Source organism: Streptomyces sp. NPDC005151 (assembly GCF_053599875.1).
Window position 1 is genome coordinate 70,206 of the sequence record NZ_JBSFYR010000005.1, and the last position, 20,483, is coordinate 90,688.

4 protein-coding genes and 1 pseudogene are annotated in these 20,483 nt (G+C 75.1%); all 5 read right to left on the reverse strand.

The genetic code is table 11. From position 1 onward, the window contains the following. Window positions 1-35: 35 nt before the first annotated feature. Entirely contained in the window at window positions 36-290 is a 255-nt protein-coding gene (locus ACWD6R_RS04895) for an acyl carrier protein (protein ID WP_451817411.1), read from the reverse strand. Between the two features lie 6 nt (window positions 291-296). Next, window positions 297-1,148: a 3-hydroxyacyl-CoA dehydrogenase family protein gene (locus ACWD6R_RS04900; RefSeq protein WP_451817412.1), complete on the reverse strand. Its 852-nt coding sequence runs from the start codon at window positions 1,146-1,148 to the stop codon at window positions 297-299. A gap of 80 nt (window positions 1,149-1,228) precedes the next feature. Next, window positions 1,229-10,039, reverse strand: coding sequence for an SDR family NAD(P)-dependent oxidoreductase (locus ACWD6R_RS04905; protein WP_451817413.1), 8,811 nt, complete (start codon window positions 10,037-10,039; stop codon window positions 1,229-1,231). Window positions 10,040-10,056: 17 nt separating this feature from the next. Next, window positions 10,057-14,835, reverse strand: a complete 4,779-nt coding sequence (locus ACWD6R_RS04910) for an SDR family NAD(P)-dependent oxidoreductase (protein WP_451817414.1) — start codon at window positions 14,833-14,835, stop codon at window positions 10,057-10,059. 111 nt (window positions 14,836-14,946) lie between these two features. Then, window positions 14,947-20,415 (reverse strand): annotated as a pseudogene (locus ACWD6R_RS04915) (SDR family NAD(P)-dependent oxidoreductase); the annotation flags it as partial. Window positions 20,416-20,483 lie beyond the last annotated feature (68 nt).

Sequence of the window (20,483 nt, forward strand, 5' to 3'; positions counted from 1 at the left end):
CTGATCCTCCTCGGTTCTCTCGTGTGCGCCGCCGGTCAGGCGGACGCGTCCAGCCGGCCGACGAGCGCCGACATCGCGTCGACGGTGCGGAAGTTGTCGATCCTCAGCTCGTCGTTGGGGACGGTGACGCCGAAGGTCTTCTCGATGAACATCACCAGTTCCATCGCGAAGAGGGAGTTGATGTAGCCGAGGGCGAAGATGTCCTGGTCCGGGGTGAGGTCGGCCTGCGGGAAGCGGCCGCGGACGAAGGAGGTGATGCGCTCGGCGGCGGTGAGGGCGACAGTGGTCATGATCGTTTACTCCTGGGTTCCGTAGGTATAGAAGCCACGGCCGGTCTTCCGGCCGTGCAGCCCGGCGTCCGTCATCTGCTTCAGCAGCGGGCAGGGGCGGTACTTGCTGTCGGCGTAGTGCTCGTAGAGCACCTCGACGCTGTAGAGGATCGTGTCGACGCCGATCAGGTCGGCGGTCTCCAGCGGGCCCATCGGGTGGCCGAAGCAGCCCCGGAAGACCTCGTCGACGGACTCGGCGGTGGCGACGCCCTCGTACACCAGGTACGCCGCCTCGTTCACAGTGAGCATGAGCACACGGTTGGAGACGAAACCGGACGCGTCCTTGACGTCGACGGCCCGCTTGCCGAAGCCGGCCAGGAACGTCCGGGTGCTCTCCACGGTCTCCGTGCTGGTGTGGAAGCCGGGGATCAGCTCCACCACCGGCTTGGCCGGCACCGGGTTCATGAAGTGGACACCCACGACGCGCTCGGGGTGGGAGCCGAGGGAGGCGACCCGGGTGATCGGAATCGCCGAGGTGTTCACGATCACGATCGCGGTCGGGGAGAGCACCCGGTCGAGCTCCTGGTGGACTCCCTTCTTGGTCTCCCAGTCCTCGGTGACGTTCTCGATCACGAAATCGGCCTTGACGAGGGCGTCCAGACCCACGGCAGTGGTGATCCGGCCGAGGATCTCGTCGGGGTCGAGGGTCGGGCCGCCCATCAGGCCGCTGAGACGGGCATTGCGGGCGATCACCGCCTTGGCGTCGGCCAGGTTCTCTTCCGAGACGTCCACCAGGACGGTCTCGAAGCCGTACTGTGCGAGGTTTTGCGCGACGCCTGTTCCCATGACGCCGGCGCCGACGACTCCTACGACGGTCATGCCACTGCTCTCCGTTTCTGTGATGGGTCGGGGGTGTGCGGGGTGATGCGGATGCGGTGAGGTGGGACGGGCGGGTGTGGTCAGGCCGTCCGGTGGCCGACCGGGCCGACCGGGCCGACTGGTGTCCCTACGCCCTGGACCACGCGGGCCAGCGCCTCGACCGTGGGGGCCTCGTACAGCACGCGGGGCGGCAGCTCGGCGTCCGGGAAGGAGCGGCGGAGCTGGGCCAGCACGGCGATACCAAGGAGCGAACTGCCGCCGAGCTCGAAGAAGTTGTCCAGCGATCCGACGGACTCCAGCTTCAGGTGCTCGCACCAGACCCCGGCGACGGCCTCCTCGGCCGGCCCCTCCGGCTGCCGGTACGGAGTCAGCAGGTCCGGCCTCGGGTGGCGCGTACCCGACGTGGTGCCCGCGACCGCCGGGGTGAGGACCGCCTCGACGGTGAAGCCGGTGCTGTAGCGGACGATGGTCGGCAGGTCCTGGGTGGACACCACCACGCGCGGCTCACCGGTGGCCAGGGCCCGCAGCAGGCACCGCCAGCCCTCGTCGAAGCCGATGCCGAAGGTCGCGCGGTGCTGGCGGAAGAACGACTGCAGTTCGTCGTCGTAGCCCGCCAGGCCGAAGTCCCAGGCGTTCCAGGTCCACTCGCCCCAGCTGATGGAGACCACCCGGCGGCCGCCCTGAGCGAGCCGCGCCGCCGCCGCGTCCAGATAGGCGTTGGCGGCACAGTAGTCGACCTGGCCCGGACCGCCGCCGGTGGCGGAGGTGATGGACGAGAACAGGACCAGGAAGTCCAGCTCCGTCTCGTCCGGCCCGCCGATCCCCAGCGCCTCGGTCAGGGCCCGCAGGCCGCCGACCTTCGGGGCGAGCACCAGCTCGGAGTCCTCCGGTTCCTTGAACTGGATCAGGCCGGTGCCCGCCACGCCGGCGGCGTGCAGCACGCCGTGCAGCGCGCCGAACCGCTCCCGGGCGGCGCCCACCGCCCGGCACATGTCGGCGGGGTCCGCCGCGTCGCCGCCCACGATCTCCACCTGGGCGCCCAGTGCGAGCAGCCCCAGCACCTGGCGGACCCGCTCGCGCACCGCGTCCTCGGCCTGCTCGGCGCCGGACGCGATGGCCTCCCATCGCTCGCGTGGCGGGAGCCCGCGCCGGCCCATCAGCACCAACCGTGCCCGGCAGGAACGGGCCAGCCGCTCCGCCATGGCCAGGCCGATCCCCCCCAGCCCGCCGGTGATCAGGTAGACGCCCTCCTCGCGCAGCAGGTCCTCCGCCACCGCCTCGGGGTCGGCCGGGGGCAGGGACTCGTACCGCGGGACCCAGCGCCGGGCGCCGCGCAGCGCCACCATCAGGTCGGCGCGGGGCCGGCGCAGCTCGGCGGCGACCGAGGCGGCCTGGACGCCGGGCAGCGCGTCGATCAGGCGGGTGCTGATCCCCGGATACTCCAGGGGAACCACCAGTGACGGACCGACCAGGGTGGCCGCGGCGGGGCGCACCTCCGTGCCGTCCAGCACCTGGTGGACACCCGCGGTGACCAGGTCGAGCTCCCAGTCGAGGCGGCCGAGTTCGTCGGCCACGCGGGCCAGCGCGACCACGGTGTGCAGACCGCGCCGCACCGTCTCGTTGTCGGTGCTCTCGTCGTCGGCGCCGGCGTCGCTGTCGTCGAGCGTCCAGAGGTGGACCACCCGCTCCAGCTCCAGCCCGCGTCCTCGCAGGTCCGTCAGGAGGTCCAGGGCGTCCTCGTGGCTGCCGGGGCGGACCGTGCGGTCGCCGTCGGGCAGTTCGGCGTGGCCGTCACCGGGCCGGACCGCGGTGACCGTCGCGCCGTCCCTCTCCGCGGCCCGGCGCAGTTCCGCCAGGATCCGCTCGGCAGCCGCACCGTCGGTGTAGACCAGCCAGTGGCCCGGCTGCCCCTCTGCGGGGGCGGGAGCGGCCGTCTGCCGCCACACCGGCTGCCACAGCCACTGCTCCTCCGGCAGCAACGGCACGCGTTCCAGGTCGGCGAAGGAGGTCGGCTCCTCCAGCGGCCCAGCGGACAGCGCCGGCGCGCCCGAGGCGGCACACGCCGTCGCGGCCCGGCCACCGGGCATCGGCGCGGGGTCGATCCAGTAGCGCTGGCGCTGGAAGGGATACGTCGGCAGCGGCACCCGGCCCGGCGTGGCGCCCTGGTGGAGCGCGGCGGTGGCGGGACCGGACCCGTGGTAGGCGGCCCAGTCGAGGTCGACGCCCGTCATCCAGAGCCGGGCGACGCACTCGGTGAGCACCAGGTCGGCGGGGCGGGGATCGCTCTGCGCCGGCAGGGTGGCGGTGATCAGTGGCCAGCGCTGCGGCGGGCAGTCGGCCCCGCGCACCATCGCGCCCAGCGACGGGCCCGGGCCGATCTCCACCATCGCCAGCTCCGGCTCGGCCAGCAACCGCTCCACCGCGTCCGCGAACCGGACCGTGCGGCACATGTGGGCGGCCCAGTAGCCCGGGTCGCACACCAGGGCGGCGTCGGCGACGTCGCCGGTGACGTTGGACAGGTACGGCAACGCGGGCGGGTTGAGGGTGACGTTCTCGGTCACCCAGGCGGTGAGCCGTTCGGCGAGCGGCGCCAGCATCCGGGAGTGGAAGGCGTGCGTGGTGCGCAGCGGCCTCGCCGGGACACTGTCCCGCGCAAGGTCGGCGATCAGCGACTCCAGTGCCTCGCAGGGCCCGGCCACCACCACGGCGGACAGTCCGTTCACCGCGGCGACGTCCAGTCCGCGCTCCGCCAGTCCGTAACGGTCGCGCAACTGCTCCGCGTTCAGCGGCACGGCCGCCATCGCGCCGCGTTCCGCCTCGCCGATCAGCCGTGCCCGGTGTGCGACCAGGGCGATCGCGTCCTGAAGCGACAGCACCCCGGCCAGGCAGGCGGCGACGTACTCGCCGAGGCTGTAGCCCAGCATCATCGAGGGCCGTACACCCCAGGCCAGGAACGTGCGTGCCAGCGCGTGGTCCACGGCGAACATCAGCGGCTGCACCACCTCGGTGCGCTCCAGCTCCGCCTCCCGCCCGTCGGCCGGACCGGTGGCCCGGCCCAGCAGGGCGGCAAGGTCGGGGCCCGCGCCCGGGCGGTCGCCGGTGAGCAGCCCGGTCAGATCGACGTCCGGCAGCTCCTTCGCCAACAGGTCCAGGCAGTGGTCGAGTTCGGCGCGGAACACCGGCTCGTGCCGGTAGAGGTCGCCGACCAAGCCGGGGTACTGCTCGCCGACCCCGGCGAAGAGGAACGCCACAGGCCGGCCGGAGACCGTCTCCACCCGGGACGCCACCGGTGTGTCGTCGTCTTCGCCGGAGAACACCGCCGCCGCGTGGGCGGTGCCGCCGACCACTGCCGCGCGCCGGTGCCCGAAGACCTTGCGCCCGGCCTGAAGGGTGAACGCCACGTCGGACGAACGCAGTTCGGGGTGCGCGGCCAGGTGCTCACCGAGCTCCCGCACCGCCTGGTCGGCGGCGGCCACGGACCGGGCCGAGACCACCAGCGGGTGGTGGCGGCGGATCTCCGGACCCCGGGCCGGCAGCGCGGGCGGCTCCTCCACCACGACGTGCACGTTGGTGCCTCCCATGCCGAGCGAGTTGAGCCCGGCGATGCGCGGTCGGCCGTCGGGGCCGGACCAGGCGGCGGTTGCGGTGTTGACGTAGAACGGGCTGTTCGCGAAGTCGATCTGCGGGTTCGGGCGGGTGTAGTTGAGGGACGCGGGGACCACGCCCTCGCGCACCGTGAGCGCCGTCTTGATCAGTCCGGCCGTGCCGGCGGCGTGGTTGAGGTGACCGATGTTCGTCTTCACCGCGCCGATCGGGATCGACCCCGGCCGGGCGGCCGGACCGAACGCCTGGGTGAGCGCGGCGACTTCGATCGGGTCGCCCAGCTCGGTGGCCGTGCCGTGCGCCTCCACGTAGCCGATCTCGTCGCTGGTGACCTGCGCGTCCACCAGCGCCGCGCGCACCGCCGCGGCCTGTCCGGCGACGCTCGGCGCGGTGTAACCCGCCTTCTGGGCGCCGTCGTTGTTCAACGCCGAGCCCCGGATGACCGCGTGCACGGTGTCCCCGTCGCGCAGCGCGTCGGAGAGCCGCTTCAGGACGACCACGGTCGCGCCGTCGCCGAACAGCGTGCCGGTGGCCTCCGCGTCGAAGGAGTGGACGTGGCCGTCGTGGGAGTCCATCCCGCCGGTCTGCCGCAGGTGTCCCTTGCGGTCCGGTACGGCCACGGACACGCCGCCGGCCAGCGCCGTCTCGCACTCCCCGGCCCGCAGGCTGCGCACCGCCGTGTGCACGGCCACCAGCGAGGTGGAGCAGAACGTCTGCACGGCCACGCTCGGCCCGTCGAGGTTGAACAGGTACGACACGGACGTGGTCAGCGCGTCCTTGTCGTTGCTCATGATCAGCTCGTACGGGTTGACGTCGCCGTCCGCGACGAGCTGCGGCAGCATGCCGAGCAGGTAGGTGCTGAGGTTCGAGCCGCCGAACACGCCGACCCGGTCGCGGTACCCCTCGTGGGCGTAACCGGCATGCTCCAGTCCCTCCCAGCAGACCTCCAGGAAGAGCCGCTGCTGGGGGTCGGTGAGCGCGGCCATGCGGGGGCTCATCCCGAAGAACCCTGCGTCGAACCCGGCGATGTCGTCCAGGACCGGGCGGGCCGGCACGTAGTCCGGGTCGTTGGCGAGGTCCGGATCCACACCCGCCTCGATCAGCTCCTCCGGGCTGAAGAAGGTGACCGACTCGACGCCGTCGCACAGGTTGCGCCAGAACTCCACCACGTCGCCCGCGCCCGGGAAGCGGCCCGCCATGCCGATGATGGCGATCCGGCGGTCCAGTTCGTCGGCGTCGGGCAGCTCGGCGGTGGCGGCGGTCCTCGCCACCGGGGCGGACGGCTCGGCCCGCGCGGCGGGTACGGCCTCGACCGGTGCCGCCGGGCGTACGGGCACGGCTGCCGGTGCCGGGGCGGCGGTGACCGGGCGGGGGCCGCCCGCGTCGAGGACGTCGGCCAGGCCCCGTACGGTCGGCGACTCGAACAGGGCGACCGTCGGCACCGCCACCCCGAAGCGTTCCTTGACCGTGGCCAGCATCTGCAGGGCCAGCAGCGAACTTCCGCCCAGGTCGAAGAAGTTGTCCCGGATGCCGACCGGCTCGATGGCCAGGACCTCGGTCCACAGCGCGGCCAGGGCGCGCTGGGTCGCGGTGACCGGGGAGACATACGGCTGGGGCAGTTCCGGGCGCGGGAAGGTGGCCGCCGGGACCGCGGGCGCGGTGGGCCGGGCCGCCGCCGGCCGGGGCAGCCGGTCGCCCAGACCGCCCGCGGCCACCACCACGGACCGGGCGGCCCGGGTGAACAGCCCGTCGAACGCGGTGAGTGCCTGCTCGACGGTCATGGCGTGCGCGGTCATCGCGGCGCGGAACGGCCCCTCCAGACGTTCCAGGGTCGGGGCCCAGGTGTCCCAGGCGGCGGAGATCCAGCGGGTGGCGTCGCCCGCCGCACCCTCGGCGTGGGCGGCGAGGGCCGCGTTGGCCGTCGCGTAGCCGCCGAAGGCCAAGCCGCCGAGGTGGGCCGAGGTGGAGGAGAACACCACGCACCAGCGCGGAATGCCGTCGGCGGGCAGCTCCCGCAGCACCGCCCGCAGGGTGCGCGCGCCGTCCACCTTGGCCTCGAAGTGGCGCCGTACCGTCTCCTCGTTCAGGGCGCTCAGCGGGAGGAAGGTGTCCTGCGCGGTGTCAGCGGCGGCGTGCACCACGCCGTCGAACGTCCCGCCACCGTCGGTGAACAGGGTACGTACGGCGGCCTCGTCGGTGACGTCCAGCCGCACCGCGTGGACCTCGGCGCCGAGCGCGGACAGCTCCTCGACCGCCCGCCGGCGCGGGTGAGCCGGGTCGTCCGGGAGCCCGGAGCGGCCGGCCAGGACGACCGAACCCGCGCCGCCGCGCACCAGGTGCCCGGCGACGAGGAGGCCGACGTCACCGAGACCGCCGGTGATCAGGTAGCGGCCACCGGCACGCACCGCTCCGTCGGCCTCGGCGGCCGAGCCCGCGCCGTCGGCGCCTCCCGGGACGGCCGGGACGTAGGAGGGGCGGTGGCGGCGGCCGGACCGGTACGCCGTCAGCGGGTCCGCGGCTACCCTGCGCAGCTCGGCGAGCAGGTGCGCGGCGGCCTGTGCGGGCTCCGCCGCCGGGTCGAGGTCCACGCCCCGGCTGTCGAGGCCGGGGTACTCCTGCCCGGCCACGACCGGGAGGGCCGCGAGGGCGGCCTGGGCGGGGTCGGCGCTCTCCCCGTTGGATACGGCCCGCGCGCCCCGGGTGGCGAGCACCACCCGGTCCGTGCCGGGCAGGCCCGCCCAGGAGGACAGGAACCGGGAGGCGGCGAGCACCGCGTCACCAGGCTCCCGCGCGTCCAGCGAGGCCAGGTGAACGACGGTCAGCGGGCCCTCGGCCGGAGCCGTCGCGGCCTCGGCCTCCGCGTCCTCGTTCACCAGAGCGACGTCGGCCACGCCGGCGGCGCGCAGCAGGCCGGCCAGGGCGTCGGCGACACCGTGGCGGTCCCGGCTGAGGACGTAGCGGCCGGTGAGACCGGCGTCGGCGGCGGCCGCACCGTCCTCGTCGGGCGTCCAGCGGGGGGTCAGCAGCGTGACGTGGCCGGAGTCCTGCGGCGCGGAGCCGTCCAGGGCCGGCCGAGGCGTGCCGACGCCTCCGGTGGGGGCGGCGGGCGGGTCGATCCAGTAGCGCCGGCGCTCGAACGGGTAGCCGGGCAGACCGACCCGGACGGCGTCCCGGCCCTGGGCGTAGGTGTCCCAGTCGACGGGCGCGCCGGCCAGCCAGAGCCGGGCCACGGCCTCGGCCAGCGCCAGGTCGGCGTCGGCGGCCGTCTCGGGCAGCGCCTCGACGACCCGTTCCCGCTGCTCGGCCGTCAGACCGGACAGGTCGGCCGTGCCCAGCACCAGCAGGACGCGTTCCTCGTCGGCGAGCAGCTCGGCGAGGGTGTCGCCAGAGCCGGTGTGCGCCACCGCGGTGGACCCGAGCGCCTCCAGGGCGGCGGCGGGCGGGAGCGCCTCGGACAGGCGGTCGGTGACGAGCCGTCCCGAGCCCCGGCCGGCGTACGCGGCGGGCGTGACGCCCCAGGAGCGCAGCAGCGCCGTCAGCGCGTGGGCCACCGTGAAGGAGGCCTGCGCGTCGTTCGGGTCGGCCGACTCGGCTCCGCCGGGCGCCGTGCGGCACGCGTCCAGGGCGGTGCGGAACGCGGGCTCGCGCGCGGCCAGTTCGCCGGCGTCGCGCAGGCGGATCGGGCCGTCGGACAGGTACAGGGTGACCGGCCGGTCCGTACGGCCCTGCTGCCGGCCGAGGTACGCGCCCTCGTGGATGCCGCGGGCCGCGTCCCGCGCCGAGCGGGCGACCAGGGCACGGCGGTGGGTGAGGACGGCGCGCCCGGTGTGCAGGGTGTGGGCCACGTCGGCCAGCGGGACGGGCTCCGTCTCCAGGCGGGCGGCCAGGCGCTGTCCCGCCTCGTCGGCGGCCGTGGCGGTCCGCGCCGACCACACCAGCAGCTCGGGACGCCCCGAGGACGGCGCGGCGCCGGCGCGCACCGGCCGCTCGGGCGCCTCTTCGATCACCACGTGGGCGTTGGTGCCGCCGATGCCGAAGGCGCTGACGCCGGCACGCCGGGGGCTCTCGCCGCGCGGCCAGGGCCGGTTCTCGGTGACGACCTCCAACCGGGCGTCACCGGAGAGGAGTTGTGGGTTGGGTGTGGAGTGGTTGAGGGTGGCGGGGATTTCCTCGTGGTGCAGCGCGAGCGCAGCCTTGATCAGTCCGGTGACGCCCGCCGCCCGGTCGAGGTGGCCGACGTTGCTCTTCACCGAGCCGAGCAGCAGCTCCTCGCCCGCGAACACCTGCTGGAGCGCGGCGAGTTCGGCCGCGTCACCGAGGGCCGTACCCGTGCCGTGGGCCTCCACGTAGGTGATGTCGCCGGGCTCCAGCCCGGCGGCGGCCAGCGCCTCGGCGACCACCTCGGCCTGTCCGCTGACGCCGGGCGCGGTGAAACCGACCTTGCGGCCCGCGTCGTTGTTGACCGCCCAGCCCCGGATCACCGCGTAGACGCGGTCCCCGGCCTCCAGCGCGTCCTCCAGGCGGCGCAGCGCGACCACGCCGACGCCGTTGCCCAGCAGGCTGCCCTGCCCGGAGGCGTCGAAGGCGCGGCACTCGCCGTCGGGGGAGCTGATGCCGCCGGCCTGGTATAGGTAGCCGGTGTCGCCCGGCACCGTGATGGCGACGCCGCCGGCCAGGGCGAGGTCGCACTCGAACGCGGCGAGGCTGGTGGCGGCGGCACAGACCGCGACCAGCGAGGTCGAGCAGTAGCTCTGGATGCCGTAGGCGGGGCCCGACAGGCCGAGGGCGTGGGCCACCCGCAGGGGCAGCGAGTCCTTGTCGTTGGCCAGGCCCATGGCCAGTTCGCCGACCTGCTGGGCGACCCCGGCCGGAACCAGGTTGTGGTTCATGTAGCTGCTGATGGCACAGCCCGCGAACACCCCGATCGAGCCGTCGAAACGGGCCGGGTCGCAGGCGGCGTCCTCCAGCGCGTGCCAGCTGTGCTCGAGGAACAGCCGGTGCTGCGGGTCGAGGATCTGCGCCTCCTTCGGGTTGATCCCGAAGAAGCCCGCGTCGAACAGGTCGACGCCGTCGACCACCGCCCCCGCCTTGACGTAGTCGGGGTCGTCCAGCAGGTGCTGCGCGACCCCGGCGGCACGGAGCTGCTCGTCGGTGAACCGGGTGATGCCGGAGCGGCCCGCCCGGACATTGGCCCATAGTTCGGCCGCGTCGGCGGCCTTCGGGAAGCGCCCCGACAGGCCCACCAGGGCGATGTCGGTCGGAGCGACCTCGATCGGATGCTCGGTCATGTCGTCCGTCCTCGTCCTCATCGGTTCCGCGTCAGGGGGCTCTGGGCGTCGCGGGCTCGGCGCCTTCGCCGGCCCCTCGCGGAGCCGAGGTCCTGTGCTGTGGTCACGGCGGTCGCCGTCGTGGCGCCTTCCAGCGCTGCCGCCAGTTCGGCGACGGTGGGGTGCGCGAAGAGCAGGGCGGGCGGGAAGCTTCTCTCCGTCTCCTGCTCGGTCGCGGTCATCACGGCCAGCCCCACCAGGGAGTTGCCGCCCAGGTCGAAGAACGGGTCGTGGACTCCGACCTGGTCGATGCCCAGGTGCCGGCCCCAGATCTCGGCCAGGGCGCGCTCCAGGGCGGTGCGCGGCGCGACGTAGTCGGCGCGCAGCGCGGGGCGCGGGAAGCGGGTCCGGTCCGGCGCGGCGGCCGCGCCGGTCACCTCGTCCAGCGCGGTGACCTCGTCCCAGGCGCGCATCCCCTCGGCCAGCGCGTGGCGGACGGCGAGCACCGGGCCGTGGGCCGTGCCGGCCAGCCGGTCCAGCAGCGCACAGCCGCCCTCGTCGGTGAAGCCGTAGGTCTCGCGGTGCTCGCGCACCCTGGCGGCCAGGGCGCTGCCGGGGCCCTCCGCCTGCCAGTCGTCGTGCTGCCAGGGCCCCCAGGCCACGGTCAGCACCCGGGTGGTGGGCGCGGCGGCCGACAGCGCCGACGCGTAGGCGTCGAGGACGCTGTTGGCGGCGCAGTAGTCGCCCTCGCCGATCCCGCCGAACACGGTGATCGCCGACGAGTACAGCACCAGCAGCTCCGGGCGGTCCGCCTCCGGCACGGCGGGACTCACCAGCTCGGCGAGCGGGCCCATCGCCAGCACCTTGGGCGCGAGGACCGGCCGGGAGCCGCCGGGCGTCATCCGGAACGTCATGCCCCGCGCGGGCAGACCGGCCGCGTGCAGCACCCCGTGCGGTGCACCAAGGCGTTCCCGGCACGCGGCCAGCGCGCGCCGCAGTTCGCCCGGCACGCCCACGTCGGCGGTGAGCAGCAGCACCTCGGCGCCGGCCGCCTCCAGCTCGGCGACGTCCCGCAGGCTGTGTGCGGCCCGGCCCTTTGGCTCGGCCGCCGCGGCGGCCCGCAGGTCGGTGCGGCCGACCAGGGCGAGGCGGCGCACCCCGGACCGCACCAGGTGCCGGGCGAGCGACAGGCCCAGCCCGCGGGTGCCGCCGGTGATCAGGTAGGTGCCGTCGGCACGGAACGCCGGGGCGGTCGGGGTCGAAGGGGCCGTGGAGTCCGGCGCGGGCAGGTCGACGGCCGCCCAGTCCTGGCGCAGCCGCCGGCCTCGCCGCCAGGCGGCCAGGGCGTGGTCGGAGGAGGTCCGGGAGCCGGCGCCCGCCGCCCGGGCCAGCTCGGCGAGCAGGACGGCGGCGGACGCGTCGGCCGGGGCCTCCGGGTCGAGGTCGACGCCCTGCCAGCCCAAGCCCGGGTACTCGGCGCGGGCCACCCGGGCCAGGCCGTGGGCGAGGGCCCGCTCGGGGGCCGTGCAGTCGCGGCCGATGACCTCGGCCGCGCCGGCCGTGGCCGTGACCAGGACCGCCCCGTCGGTGCCGGCAAGGAGACCGAGGACCTGCACGGTCAGTAGCAGCGCGTCGAAGCCGTACCGGATCGCGGCGGTCAGTTCGGCGTCGGTGGCGAACGGCGGGGTGCGCACCGGCTCGCACAGGCTCCACAGGTGGGCGACGTGCAGGCGGCCGGGGCCCAGGGCGCGCGCGGCGGCCAGCGCCTCCCGGTGATGGTCCGGGTTCTCCGGGTCGATCACCAGCCGGCGTCCGTCGCGCCGCCGCTCCGTGCCGGGGACGACCTCCAGCACCGGCGTTCCGGCGGCCTCGGCGAGGTCGGCCAGGCGGGTGCCGACGCCGTCCGGGTCCGCGAGGACCAGCAGCGGGCCGTCCAGCGGTCCGGGTGCGGCGAGGAGAGCGGCGGGCGCGGTGACGTCCGGCTGCCAGGCCGGGGCGTAGCAGTGGTCCGCGGGCGCGAGGCCCGTGAGGTCCGCGGCGGCCTGCGCGAGGAGCGGGCCCTCCGGCCAGTAGCGGGTGCGCCGGAACGGGTACGAGGGCAGCGGGACCAGGCGGCCCGCGCCGCGCCCGAGGGCCGTCCGGTCGAGGTCGGCTCCGCGCTCCCAGAGGCGGCCGCAGGTCTCCAGCAGGTGGGCGCGCTCGTCGGGCCGGTCGTCGGAGGACCAGCGGGCGGGCAGGGTGCCGGTGATGAGCGGGCCGTCGGCGGCCTCGGCGTGCTGGCGCAGCAGTCCGCCGAGGGTCTGCCCCGCGCCCAGTTCGACATAGGCGCCGAGGTTCAGCCCGGCGCAGGCCCCCAGGCCGTCGAAGAAGCGGACCGGGCTGGTGAGGTGGTCGGCCCAGTAGCCGGGGTCCATGGCCTGCTCGGCGGTGAGCGGAGTGCCGGTGACGTTGGAGACCACGGTGACAGTGGGAGGCCTGCGCTCCACCGAGGCCACCGCGCGGGCCAGTTCGTCGCGGGCGGGGGCGAGCAGGGAGGAGTGGAAGGGGTGGGCGGAGCGCAGCGGCCGGGCGGGCAGACCCGCCGTGGTGAGGTGGGCGGCGGCCGCGGTCACGTCCTCGGGCGGGCCGCTGAGCACCGTCATGTAGGGGCCGTTGAGCGCCGCGACCTCCACCGCGAGCCCCGCACAGGCGAGTTCGGCCTCGACGCGGTCGGCGGGGGCGGCGACGGCGAGCATGCCGCCCGGCGGCGCGGCCTCGATCAGGCGGGCGCGCCTGGAGACCACCCACAGGGCGTCCTCCAGGGTGAACACCCCTGCCAGGCAGGCCGCGACGTACTCGCCGAGGCTGTAGCCGACCAGCACGTCGGGGTGGACGCCCCAGCTGTTCAGCAGCTCGGCGAGGGCGTACTCCACGGTGAACAGCAGCAGGTGGGAGGTGACCGCCCGGTGGTCCGGGTCGTCCGCCGCCGGGGCGGCCTGGCGCAGCAGGTCCCCGGCGGGCGCGGGCGGCTCCGGCTCGGCGTGGAAGACGGCGCGCAGGTCGATGTCGCAGCGCCCGGCGGCGATGCCCGCGCACCGGTCGACGGCGGCGGCGAAGGCGGGCTCGCGGCGGTAGAGGTCTTGGCCCAGGCCCCGGTACTGGTCGCCGACGCCGGGCAGCAGGAACGCGATCCTCGGGGCCTCCTTGGCGGCGCGCACGCCGGGTTCGCGCCCGGCCCGCTCCAGCAGGCGGGCGGCCTGTTCGGCGTCCTCGGCGGCCACCGCACGCCGGTACTCCAGGGTGCCGCGCCCGGCGCGCAGGGTGTGGGCCAGGTCGGCGAGCGGTGCCCGTCCCGCGGCCCGGGCCAGGTCGCCGAGCAGGGCGCGCAGGGCGTCGTCGTCGGCGGCGGATACCAGCAGCAGTTCGGCCGCGCCGGAACCGTCGGCTGTGTCGGGGCCGCCCGCGGCCTCGTTGGCGGCGGGGGCGGCGACCACGACGTGCGCGTTGGTGCCGCACCAGCCGAAGGAGCTGACCCCGGCGAGGCGGAGCTGCCCGGCGGCGGCCGGGAGCGGCTGGGCGGTGGTGACGGGCAGCAACCGGTCCTGCGCCTGGGCCGTGGGCGAGGGCTGCTCCATGTTCAGGTTGGGCGGGACCGTCCCGTGCTTCAGGACCAGGATGGTCTTGACCAGTCCGGCCATGCCGGCCGCCGACTGGGTGTGCCCGATGTTGGTCTTGACCGCCCCGACGAGCAGCGGGTCGTCGGCCGCACGCTGGCCGAACACGTCGCCGAGCGCGGAGAGTTCGATGGCGTCGCCGAGCCGGGTCGCGGAGCCGTGCGCCTCGACGTACGACACGTCCTGCGGGGTCGCTCCGGCGGCGGCCAGCGCGCGGCGGATCACGTCCACCTGCGCCGCGCGGTTGGGCGCGGTGAGGCCGTTGCTGCGGCCGTCCTGGTTGACGGCGGTGCCCCGGATCACGGCGTGCACCGTGCGCCCCTGGGCGACCGCGTCGGACAGCCGCATCAGGACGACCACTCCGGCGCCCTCGCCGAGGGCGTAGCCGTCGGCCCGGGCGTCGAAAGTCCGGCACAGGCCGTCCCGCGACAGCATGCCCGTGGCACAGGCGTTGACGTACATGTCGCGGTGGATCATCAGGAAGCCGCCGCCGACCACGGCCGTCGTGCACTCGCCGCGGCGCAGCGCCGCCCCGGCGAGGTGCACGGCGACCAGCGAGGAGGAACACGCGGTGTCCACCGTCATGGTGGGACCGCGCAGGTCGAAGTGGTAGGCGATCCGGCCGGCGGCCACGCTCAGCGACGCGCCCTGCCCCCCGTACGGGTCGTGGACCGTGGACAGGCCTTCGCGCTCCTGCTGGATCCGCCCGTACTGCAGGGTGTCGGACAGGCCGATCATCACCGCGGTACGGCTGCCCGCCAGGTCGGCGGGCGGCAGCCCGGCGTCCTCCAGGGACTCCCAGGTCAGCTCCATGAGCAGCCGCTGCTGCGGGTCCATCCGCAGGGCCTCGCGCGGGGACGCGCCGAAGAACGAGGCGTCCCACCCGGCGATGTCGTCGAGGTAGCCGCCCCGGGTGGTGTAGACGCCGTCCGTCTCCCGCAGCGCGGCCAGGTCGAAGCGCCCGTCCGGCACGTCGTCGACGACGCCGGTGCGGCCGTTCGACAGCAGGTCCCAGTACCTGTCGACGGACGGTGCGCCGGGGAACCGGCACGCCATGCCGACCACGGCGAGCGGTTCGTTGGCGGCGGCCTCACGGCGGCGCGCCTCGGCCAGGTCGGCGGTGGCCTTCTTCAGATATTCCCGGAGTCTGTCCTCGCCTGCCATCTTCCTGCTTCCTGCTTTCTGCCTCGGGTGTCGCCCGGATCGGCCCGGGGCGGTACCGGAGGGCCTGGGGTACTGGGACCGGGGGCGGCCACGGGGGCCGCCCCCGCCGGGTCATGACTGGGCGTCGATGAAGGCGAAGAGCTCCTCGTCGGTCGCCTCGTCCAGGACCGCGGACGCCATGCGCGAGGGGCCGGTGTCGATGCCCAGGTGGTGGAGCGCCGCGCACAGGGTGTCGACCATGCGTTCCCGCAGCTCGGGCAGGGCGGCGTCGAACTCGCCCGTGATGCGGCGCAGGGTCCGGTCGAGCTCCGCCACCGGGTCCGGTGCCTCGGGGACCAGCAGGCCCGCCAGGTGGCCGGAGAGCGCGTCGATCGTCGGGTGGTCGAAGACCAGCGTCGGGTCGAGGTCCAGCGCGGCGTCCGCCTTGAGCCGGTTGCGCAGCTCCACCGAGGTCAGGGAGTCCAGGCCCAGGTCGAGGAAGGGGGCCGTACGGTCCAGGGACTCCGGCGAGCCGTGTCCCAGCACCGCCGCCACATGGCCTCGTACGGCGGCGACGACCGCCTCGTGGGCCTCCTGCCCGGTCAGTTCCCGCACCCGGGCGGCCAGGGCTCCGCCGGCCGGGCCCTGCCTGGACCCGCTCCCCGCGGAGGCGGTCCGCCGCACGCCCTTGACCAGGCCGCGCAGCATCCGCGGCACCCTCGCGCCGTCCTCCACGGCGGCCCGCAGCCCGGCGGGATTCCACCGGGAGGCGATCACCAGCGTGTCGCCGTCGGGGTCGGTGAGCACGGTGTCCAGCAGCCGCAGGCCCTGCGGCTCGCTGAGCGCCGCGATCCCGGCCCGGGCCAGGCGCGCCTTGTCGGCGGCGGTCAGGTGGGTGCCCATGCCCGACGTCGACCACAGGCCCCAGGCCACCGACACCGCGGGCAGACCCCGCGCCCGGCGGTGCGCGGCCAGGGCGTCGAGGAAGGTGTTGGCCGCGCCGTAGGTGCTCTGCCCCGCGTTGCCGAGCACACCCGCCAGGGAGGAGAAGAGGACGAACGCGCGTACCGAGGGCAGATGGGCCGTCAGCTCGTGCAGCACCCACGCCGCGTCGGTCTTGGGCCGCAGCACCCGCTCCAGACGCTCGGTGGTCTGCCGGGTGAGCAGGCCGTCGTCGAGGACGCCGGCGGCGTGCAGGACACCGGTCAGCGGCCGGTCCGCCGGGAGCGAGCCGAGCAGCGCGGCGAGGGCGCCACGGTCGGCCGCGTCACACGCCTCCATCCGGACCGTCGCGCCCAACGCGGTGAGGGAGGATGCGAGTTCGTCCGCCCCCGGGGTGTCCGCGCCGCGCCGGGAGGTGAGCAGCAGATGCCGTACCCCGTGCCGCTCCACCAGATGGCGGGCGACGATCGCGCCGAGGCCGCTGAGGCCGCCGGTGACCAGGACCGTGCCCTCGCCGAGACCGGCGTCCTTAGCGCCCGGAGCAGCGGTCCGCCGGGCTATACGGGGGACCAGCGCCCGGCCGTCACGGATCATCAGCTGCGACTCGTCCGCGTCCGAGGCGGCGGCCAGCAGCGCCCGCGCCGCGGCGTCGACGCCGCCGGCGGCATCCGTGCCCTGCTCGCCGGTGATCCCGGCGAGCAGGAAACGGTCCGGGTGCTCGGCCTGCGCGGCCCGCACCAGCCCCCAGACGGCCGCGGTGTCCAGCCGGTCCGGGTCGGCGGCCACCACCAGGCGGGAGCCGTCGAACCGATCGTCCGCGGCCCACTCCCGCACGGTCTCCAGCACCCGTCCGGTGATCTCCCGTACGGAGACGGGCAGTTCGGCCTCGGTGAGCGACGTGGCGAGCACGTGGCAGTCGAACAGCACGAAGTCGGGTGCGCTGCCCGCCGAGGCGAGCGCGTCCAGGTCGGCGTGGGCGGGAAGGCCGTCGTCGGCCGGGTCGCCGAGCCGTGCCCAGCGCCGATCCCCGGCCGCCGGGGCAGAGGGGAGCGGGGCCCAGTCGAGGCCGTAGTGGCCCGAGCCGCCCTGGCCGCCGACGGCGGCGGCCAGGGCGGCCGGGTCGACCGCGCGGACCATCAGGTTCTCGGCGGCGACCACGAGCGCGCCCTGCTCGTCGGCGGCGGTCAGCGACATCTGGTCCCCGTCCGCGCCGATGGTCATCCGTACCCGCAGCGTGGTCGCCCCGGCCGTGGTCAGCCGCAGCCCGCGGAAGGCGAACGGCAGCCGCAGCTGGTCCGAGTCGCTCTCCAGCACGTACGGGTGGAACGCGGAGTCGAGGAGCACCGGGTGCAGGGCGAACCCGGTCTGCTCGGCCGCCTCCGGCACCTCCACCTCGACCAGCAGTTCGTCGCCGCGCCGCCACGCCGACCGGACACCCCGGAACGACGGGCCGTACTCGTAGCCGAGGGACGCCAGCCTTTCGTAGCCGCCGGTCAGGTCCACCGGGGAGGCACCCGCGGGGGGCCAGACGGCCGCCCAGGCGCACACGTCGCTGCCCTCGACGTCCTCGGTGGCGCTGCCGGAGGCGTGCCGGGTCCAGGGGGCCTCGCTGTCCGAGCGGGCCAGCACCTGCACCGAGCCGTCCGCGCCGATCACGACCCGCAGGTCCAGCGGGCCGCGCCGCGGCAGCGGCAGCGGTGCCTCGAAGGTCAGCTCCTCGATCCGGCCCCGTCCGGCCCGCGCGGCCGTCTCCGCGACGACGTCCAGCAGCGCGGTGGCCGGGACGATCGGCGTGCCGGCCACCGTGTGGTCGGCCATCCAGGGCAGGTCGTCGGCGGTGAAGCGGCCCGTGGTGACCAGCCCGCCGTCGTCCAGCTCGACCGCCGCCGACAGCATCGGGTGGGACACGCCGGTGAGTCCGAACGCCTCGGCGTCCAGCCGGGGTTCGGGACCGTTGAGCCAGTACCGCTGGGTGTGGAAGGCGTAGGTGGGCAACTCCACGGAGCGGCCGCCCGTGGCCTGCGCGGCCCAGTCGACCGGCGCTCCGCCCGCCCACGCCTCGGCGAGCGCGGTGAGCAGGGCCTCCGGCTCCCCGAGGCTGCGGCGGGAGACGGCGGTGACCACCGCCCCGGTGTCGGGCAGCGAGGTCCTGATCATCCCCGACAGCACGGGACGCGGTCCGATCTCCAGGTACAGACCGGTCCCGGCCTCGTCGAGCCGGCCGGCCATGGCGGCGAAGCCGACCGTGCCGCACACCTGGTCCACCCAGTAGTCGGGGTCGGTCCAGTCGCGGTCCGGCCCCAGGTTGGTCTCCCGGGCGAGGGTGGGCGAGCGGAAGGTGAGGGTGGCCAGCTCGGCGGCGAACTCCGCCAGCATCGGCTCCATCAGCGGCGAGTGGAAGGCGTGGCTCACGGTCAGCCGTGCGGTGCGCCGGCCGCGCTCCGACCAGTGGGCGGCGATTGCCGCGCAGGCCTCCGCGTCACCGGAGACGACCACGTCGCCCGGGCTGTTGACGGCGGCGATCCCGGCCCGGCCCTCCAGGCCCACCAGGCTCTCCGCGGCCTCCTGCGGGCTCGCGGAGATCGCGAACATGGCGCCGCCGGCGGGCAGTCGCTGCATCAGCCGGGCCCGTGTGGTCACCATGCGGGCCGCGTCGGCCAGGTCCCACACCCCCGCCACATGGGCGGCGGCGATCTCGCCCACCGAGTGCCCGGCGACCCGGTCCGGGGTCACGCCCAGCGAGCCCAGCAGCCGGAAGGCGGCGACCTGGTACGCGAAGAGCGCGGGTTGCGTGTAGTACGTGCGGTCCAGCTCGGCGGCCTCCTCGGTGCCCGGCTCGGCCCACATGACCTCGCGCAGCGGCCGCTCCAGGTACGGGTCGACGGCCGCGCACACCTCGTCGAGCGCCGTGGCGAACACCGGGAACGCCCGGTACAGGTCGCGGCCCATCCCGGTCTGCTGGCCGCCCTGCCCGGTGAACAGGAACGCGGTGCGCGTGCTGCCCTGGGGCGCCGCCCCGTGCGGGACCGGGCTGCCGTCCTGACGCCGGGCGAACGAGGAGAGCAGCTCCAGCAGTTCCTCCCGGTCGCGGCCGACGACCACCGCGCGGCAGTCGAACGGGCGGCGGGCGGTGAGCGAGTGCGCGACGTCCAGCGCGCTCACCGCGGGACGCTCCGTGAGGTGCCGGTGCAGCCGCTCCGCCTGGCCGCGCAGCGAGACGTCGGTGGCGGCGCTCAGCACCCAGGCGTACGGCGCGGCAGCGGAACCCGGCGCGTCCGCGGCGGACTCCGGCTGCGGTTCCGGTTCCTCCAGGATGACGTGGGCGTTGGTGCCGCTGATGCCGAACGAGGAGACGGCGGCGCGGCGCGGCGCGTTCTCGCGGGCCGGCCAGGGCTGCTCCTCGGTCAGCAGGCTGACCACTCCGGAGGACCAGTCGACCTGGCGGGTGGGCTCGACGACGTTGATCGTGCGGGGCAGCACACCGTGCCGCATCGCCATCATCATCTTGATCATCCCGGCGACGCCGGACGCGGCCTGGGTGTGCCCGAGGTTGCCCTTCACGGAGCCCAGCCGCAGCGGCGGCAGCTCCTCGGGGCGTTCGCGGCCGTAGGCGGCGAGGACCGCGTTGGCCTCGATGGGGTCGCCCAGCGGCGTGCCGGTGCCGTGCGCCTCCACCGCGTCGACGTCGGCGGCGGTGAGCCGGGCGTCGGCCAGGGCCCGCGCGATGACCCGCTCCTGGGCGGGACCGCTCGGCGCGGTCTGGCCGTTGCTCGCTCCGTCCTGGTTGACGGCGCTGCCCCGGACGATCCCGTAGATACGGCGGCCGTTGCGGCGCGCGTCGGAGAGCCGCTCCAGCACGACGACGCCCGACCCCTCGCCCCACGCGGTGCCGTCGGCGTCCGAGGAGAAGGGCTTGCAGCGGCCCGACGGCGACAGGCCCCGCTGACGGGAGAACTCCACGAAGGCGTCCGGCGTCGCCAGCACGGTGACACCGCCGGCCAGGGCCAGCGAGCATTCCCCGGACCGCAGTGACCGCACCGCCTGGTGCACCGCCACCAGCGAGGAGGAGCAGGCGGTGTCGACGGTGACCGACGGCCCCTCCAGGCCGAAGATGTAGGAGACCCGGCCGGAGAGCATGCTCGGCGTGCTCGACACCATCAGGGTGCCGTCGACCTCGGCCGGGGTGGCCCCGGCGAACCGGGCCGAGTAGTACTCGTACATCATCCCGGCCCAGACGCCGGTGTTGCTGCCCCGCAGCGTCGACGGGGCGATGCCGGCCCGCTCGAACGCCTCCCACGCGGTGGCCAGGAAGAGGCGGTGCTGGGGGTCGATGCCGAGTGCCTGACGGGGGCCGATGCGGAAGAACGCGGCGTCGAACTCCCCGGCGTCGTGCACGAATCCACCGCGTGTGGTGTACGTGGTGCCGGGCTTGGCCGGGTCCGGGTCGTAGACCTTCGCCGCGTCCCAGCCCCGGTTGTCCGGGAACTCGCTGGTGGCGTCCGTACCGTCGGCCACCACCCGCCACAGGTCGTCGGGGCTCTCCACGCCGCCCGGGTAGCGGCAGCCGAGGCCGACCACCGCGATCGGCTCGTGGGCGCGTTCGTCGGCCTTGCCGATCTGCTGCCGGGCGTCCGCCAGGTCCGCGGTGACTCGTCTCAGATAGGCGCGGAGCCGCTCCTCGCTTGCCATGGTCATTCCTCCGTCTGGTCGCTTATGTCTGGGTTCGG